The sequence below is a fragment of the Deltaproteobacteria bacterium genome, assembly GCA_016219225.1.
GTDB lineage: Bacteria > Desulfobacterota > RBG-13-43-22 > RBG-13-43-22 > RBG-13-43-22 > RBG-13-43-22.
This window is the reverse complement of the sequence record JACRBX010000253.1, coordinates 1-5,298: the sequence shown is the minus strand read 5'-3', so window position 1 is coordinate 5,298 and position 5,298 is coordinate 1. Positions and strand designations below refer to the sequence as shown.

The window sequence follows — 5,298 nt, the reverse complement described above, 5'->3', positions numbered from 1 at the left end:
TACCCTGAGCCCTGAGCCCTGAGCCCTGAGCCCTGAGCCCTGAGCCCTGAGCCCTGAGCCCTGAGCCCTGAGCCCTGAGCCCTGAGCCCTGAGCCCTCATTTCATTTTTTTGATTCGGCCCCGTTGCGATCAGGGTTCTCCAATCCATCCCTTCCCTGGATGATCCGGTCAATCGTCTCCCCATCCAGGGTCTCTTTCTCCAGGAGAGAGTGGGCCAGACGTTTCAGGGTCTCAAGGTTCTCCCTTAAAAGGGTCTGGGCTTGATCGTAGGCCTCCAGGACCAACCGTTTGACTTCCTGATCGATCTTTCGGGCTGTTTCTTCACTGTAATCCCGGTGCTGGGCGATCTCTCTCCCCAGGAAGATCTGTTCCTCCTTTTTTCCGAAGGTCAGAGGACCCAGTTCATCGCTCATCCCCCATTCGCAGACCATCTTCCGGGCCAGTTCGGTGGCCCGTTCCAGATCATTCCCGGCCCCGGTGGTCATCTGTTCGAGGACCAGTTCTTCTGCCGCCCGGCCCCCCAGAAAAATAACCAGATTATTGAGCAGAAAATTCTTCGGATAGGTATGCTTCTCATCGATAGGCAGTTGCTGGGTCAATCCTAAAGCCCGGCCTCTGGGAATAATCGTCACCTTGTGGATCGGATCGGTCCCCGGAAGCAACCGGGCCACCAGGGTATGGCCGGCCTCATGATAAGCGGTATTCTTACGCTCCTCTTCGCTGATAATCATGCTTTTGCGTTCCGTACCCATCATGACCTTATCCTTGGCCGTTTCAAAGTCGGCCATGTCCACCACATCCCGACCTATGCGGGCGGCCAGCAGGGCGGCCTCATTGACCAGGTTTTCCAGATCGGCACCGGAAAAACCGGGGGTCCCTCTGGCCAGGATATTTAAATTCACCCCTTCGGCCAAAGGGGTCTTCCGGGTATGGACCTTAAGAATTTCTTCGCGGCCTTTGACATCAGGAACAGGGACCACCACCTGCCGGTCGAAACGCCCGGAGCGCAACAGGGCCGGGTCCAGAACATCCGGTCGGTTGGTGGCTGAAATCAGGATTACCCCTTCACTGGATTCAAAGCCGTCCATTTCCACCAGCAACTGGTTTAACGTCTGTTCCCGTTCATCATGGCCCCCTCCCAGGCCGGCCCCCCGGTGGCGGCCCACGGCATCGATCTCGTCAATAAAGATAATACAAGGGGCGTTGCGCTTTCCCTGAATAAAAAGGTCCCGTACCCGGGAAGCCCCGACCCCTACAAACATCTCCACAAAATCCGAACCACTGATGCTGAAAAAAGGTACCCCGGCTTCTCCGGCAATAGCTTTGGCCAACAGGGTCTTCCCTGTTCCGGGAGACCCCATTAACAGGACCCCTTTGGGAATACGCCCCCCCAGGCGGGTAAATTTCTTCGGATCTTTTAAAAATTCAATAATCTCCCGGAGTTCTTCCTTGGCCTCTTCGATGCCGGCCACGTCGCTGAAGGTAACCTTTGGCCCCTGGTCCGATTGGAGCCTGGCCCGGCTCTTACCAAAAGCCATGGCCTTGCCTCCGCCGGTCTGCCTCTGGCGCATAAAAAAGATCCAGACCCCGATTAAAAGGAGCATGGGAAACCAGGAGATCAGGATGGTCATATACCAGGGAGAATCATCCATTGGTTTGGCCGTGATACGGACGTTATTGGTCCTTAAGGACTTTATCAAATCCGCATCCCTGGGGGTAAAAGTCCTGAATTTCTTCCCTCCCACCAAAAAACCCTGGATATCGTCTCCCTGTATCGTCACACTCATGACCTCGCCTTTTTCCACCATGGCCATGAATTCAGTATAGCTCAAAGGTTCTTTGTCCACCTGGGGTTTGTTAAATAGATTAAAAAGGACGATCATGACAAGGCTGATGACCACCCACAAGGCTAAATTTTTATAAAAAGGGTTCAATGCTTTACTCCTAATCGGCCGTACTTTTTCTGATGGTTCCCGGCCATGAAGGTCCGGGAAGCCATTGAAGTTATCTGTTGCAAACTACCACAAAACACTTAGAAATTCAAAGCTATTTTACAGACCCTTTTCCTTCCGGTAGACTATCTCCAGGACAAGGGTGGTATGGTGATCCTGGCAAAAGGGCTGTCCGATTTCCATTCCCCCTATCCAGACGATTTCTCCTCCGGAAAGGACCAGGGGGATGCGGTCCCGCAAGGCCCGGGGAACCTTCCGGTCGATAAAAAGCCGGCTGACCTTCTTGGAACCCTCCATGCCCAGCGGACGGAAACGGTCTCCGGGTCGTAAATTCCTAATCACCAAAGGCCAGGACAGTTTATTAAAATCGACCCTGGCCAGATTTTTATGGCCCGGCAACTCAAATGATTTAGAACCGGCCTTGACCTTCTTAAAAGATAGCGATGCACCGGTCTCCGGTATAAAAATCTCAATGGGCTTTTCAATCTCATAGGTAAAAGGAACCATCGGCTTTGGATCGGAATCAGTCCGGAGGATTTTTATGTCTTTCCGGTTCCACTTTGCCGAAAGGCCATTGGGCAAAGGAATAGTGCCCTGTGTCCGGTTGCCTTGCGCGGCCTTTAAAATGGAGAGGATGTGGACGGCCCGGAAATGGCGTAAGTGTCCCAAGGTCGCCAAAACGGCCTTCTGAATGAAGCGGGAAGATAGAGCCTGGGGTAAGTCGGCCAGTTGATGCCGACTAAGGGTGGCCGTCGCGCCGGAACAAGAAAGAACGGCCGGTTCTATTTGATCGGCCTTCTCCTTAAGGTATTCTTCATCCTTTTGCAGCAGCCGGGCGGTCTGATTTAACTGGGCCACAATATTAGGGGAATATTTCCCCAGTTCAGGCAGTAGATGATGCCGCACCCGGGCCCTGAGATAGCGAAAATCCCGATTGGAAAGATCTTCTTGGAAGGGAATTTCTTTATCGGCCAGATAATCCAGGATCTCCTGACGATAGGTCCTGATCAAAGGACGGATAACCCGACCCCGTTTGGCGGGGATTCCGGCCAGTCCTCCCAGGCCGGCGCCCCGGACCAGGCCGATCAGGACTTCTTCAGCCTGATCATTAGCCGTATGGGCCAGGGCCACCCGGTCGATATTCTTTTTTTTTACAAAGTCTTCGTAGGCCTGGTATCTTAATTCCCGGGCCGCCTCTTGAAGCGACCGCCCGCTTTTCCTTTGATATTCCCTGACGGGCAGTTTACGGCTGAAAAAAATACAACCCCACTTTTCAGCCCAGCTCCGGACAAAAGCCTCTTCTTCATCAGCCGCGGCCCTCAGGCCATGATGGCAATAAAGGACCGTCAGGTCCAGATTCCATTTGGGGCGTAATTCGGAGAGCAGGGAAAGGAGGGCCATGGAATCCGGGCCGCCGGAAACACCGATTAGAATCCTGGCCCCTTTATCAAACAAGGAAGCCTCTTGGTTAAACGATTCAACGATCCGCCGAAGGTTTTGTTTTTTCTTTCTTTTAATTTGTTCCATCTTTTAGTAATGAGGATGAATTTATAGCCAAAACTGTCTAAATTTAGGTCTTTGAACCGGTCCTCCAGCATTAGTGAAGGTATCCGGAAATTCAAAATTTCCGGATGGATACTAACTTAATATCTCTCGAATTTTATTGATCAAATCATTCGGAGCAAAGGGTTTCTGGATGAAATTCTTTCCCGAATATAAGATCCCATACTGGGGAAAGAGATTATCCGAATAACCGGACATAAAGAGCACCTTCATCTCAGGCCGCAGGGCCAGTACCCGCCTGGACAATTCCGGGCCGTTCATACCCGGCATAACCACATCCGTGGTCAGCAGGTCAATCCGGCCCTCGTAATCCTGGCACAACCGAATGGCCTCCTCCCCGTTTTGGGCCTCCAAAACCAGGTGGCCGTGCATGGTCAGGATCTTTCGGACCAGATCCCGGACCAGGTTATCGTCCTCCACAACGAGGATGACTCCCGACTCTGCCGGGGAAAGAGGAGAAGAATCTTGTCTGTCCGCCGGCCCTTGAGCCTGATCAATCCTGGGGAAAAAAATCTTAAAGGTTGATCCTTTTCCGGGAATGCTTTCAGCCAGAATATAGCCTCCGCTTTGCTTTACAATCCCGTAGACCGTAGACAGACCCAGCCCGGTTCCCCTGCCAAGCTCCTTGGTCGTAAAAAAGGGCTCGAAGATATGGAGCAGGACATCGGTTTCCATCCCGCACCCGGTATCCCTTACCGTCAGCATCACGGAAAACCCCATAGTTGACCCCGGATGCTGATGGACAAAAGTTTGGTCCAGATAGATATTGGCAGTCTCGATAACCAGTTTGCCCCCGTGGGTCATGGCATCCCGGGCATTGACGGCCAGGTTCATGATTACTTGCTCCACCTGCCCCCAATCGGATTTTATCTGACCCAGATCGGGAGCTAAAACCGTAACCAGTTCAATGTCTTCTCCGATGATGCGCAGGAGCATATTTTTCAGGTTGTTCACCAGGGTGTTAAGGTTCAGAGGCACTTGTTTAAGAATCTGCTTGCGGCTAAAGGCCAATAGTTGTTGGGTCAGGGCTGCGGCCCGCTGACCGGCCTTCCGGATCTCTTCAATCTCGTTATACATCGGTTCCCGAGGTTTTAGATTGAGCAGTAATAAATCGCTGTACCCCAGGATAGCGGTCAGGATATTATTAAAATCATGGGCGATGCCCCCGGCCAATCGGCCGATGGCCTCCATTTTCTGGGACTGACGCAGTTGTTCTTCCAGATGTCGGTGCCGGGTGATATCGTGGTTTACGGAGATCAGGCAAACTTCTTCCCCCAGGATAATTTTTTCGGCCGATCGTTGAACCGTTAGAATCTCTCCGGCTTTGGTGCGAAATCCGACTTCCAGGTCGCTGACCGATCCCGATTCCATAAGCATCCGAACCATAGTCCGACGTTCTTCCGGATCGACCCAGATGCCCAACTCGACCGAGGTGCGGCCGATGGCCTCCTCCCTGGTATAACCGGTGATCTTCGAAAAGGCATCATTAACCTCGATGTAGCGCCCGTCTTCCAGGAGGCTGATGGAGATCCAGTTGGGGCTGGCCCGGAAGGCCTTGGAGAATTTCTCCTCGGACCAACGTCTGGCTTCCTCCATCTTTTTGCGATCGGTAATATCCCTGAAGATACCCAACAGGTAAGGTCTTTCATTTAAAAAGACCAACGAAGAAGCAACATCCGCATACAACACCCTTCCGTCTTTCCTTTTTAACGGAATATCTTTGACTACCTCCATCTCTCTCCTGGCCTGTTTTTCAATATAGTCTATCACTGTGGGCAGCCGT

3 protein-coding genes are annotated in these 5,298 nt (G+C 52.3%); all 3 read right to left on the bottom strand.

The features are described 5' to 3' along the window. Positions 1-101: 101 nt before the first annotated feature. Complete coding sequence (locus HY879_21045) at positions 102-1,934, bottom strand: ATP-dependent metallopeptidase FtsH/Yme1/Tma family protein (protein ID MBI5605828.1); 1,833 nt, start codon at positions 1,932-1,934, stop codon at positions 102-104. 117 nt (positions 1,935-2,051) lie between these two features. After that, positions 2,052-3,407, bottom strand: a complete 1,356-nt coding sequence (tilS, locus tag HY879_21040; protein MBI5605827.1) for a tRNA lysidine(34) synthetase TilS — start codon at positions 3,405-3,407, stop codon at positions 2,052-2,054. A 183-nt stretch (positions 3,408-3,590) separates the two neighbouring features. Continuing rightward, positions 3,591-5,298, bottom strand: a 1,708-nt coding sequence (locus HY879_21035) for a PAS domain S-box protein (GenBank protein ID MBI5605826.1), incomplete at its 5' end; no start/stop codon positions are given.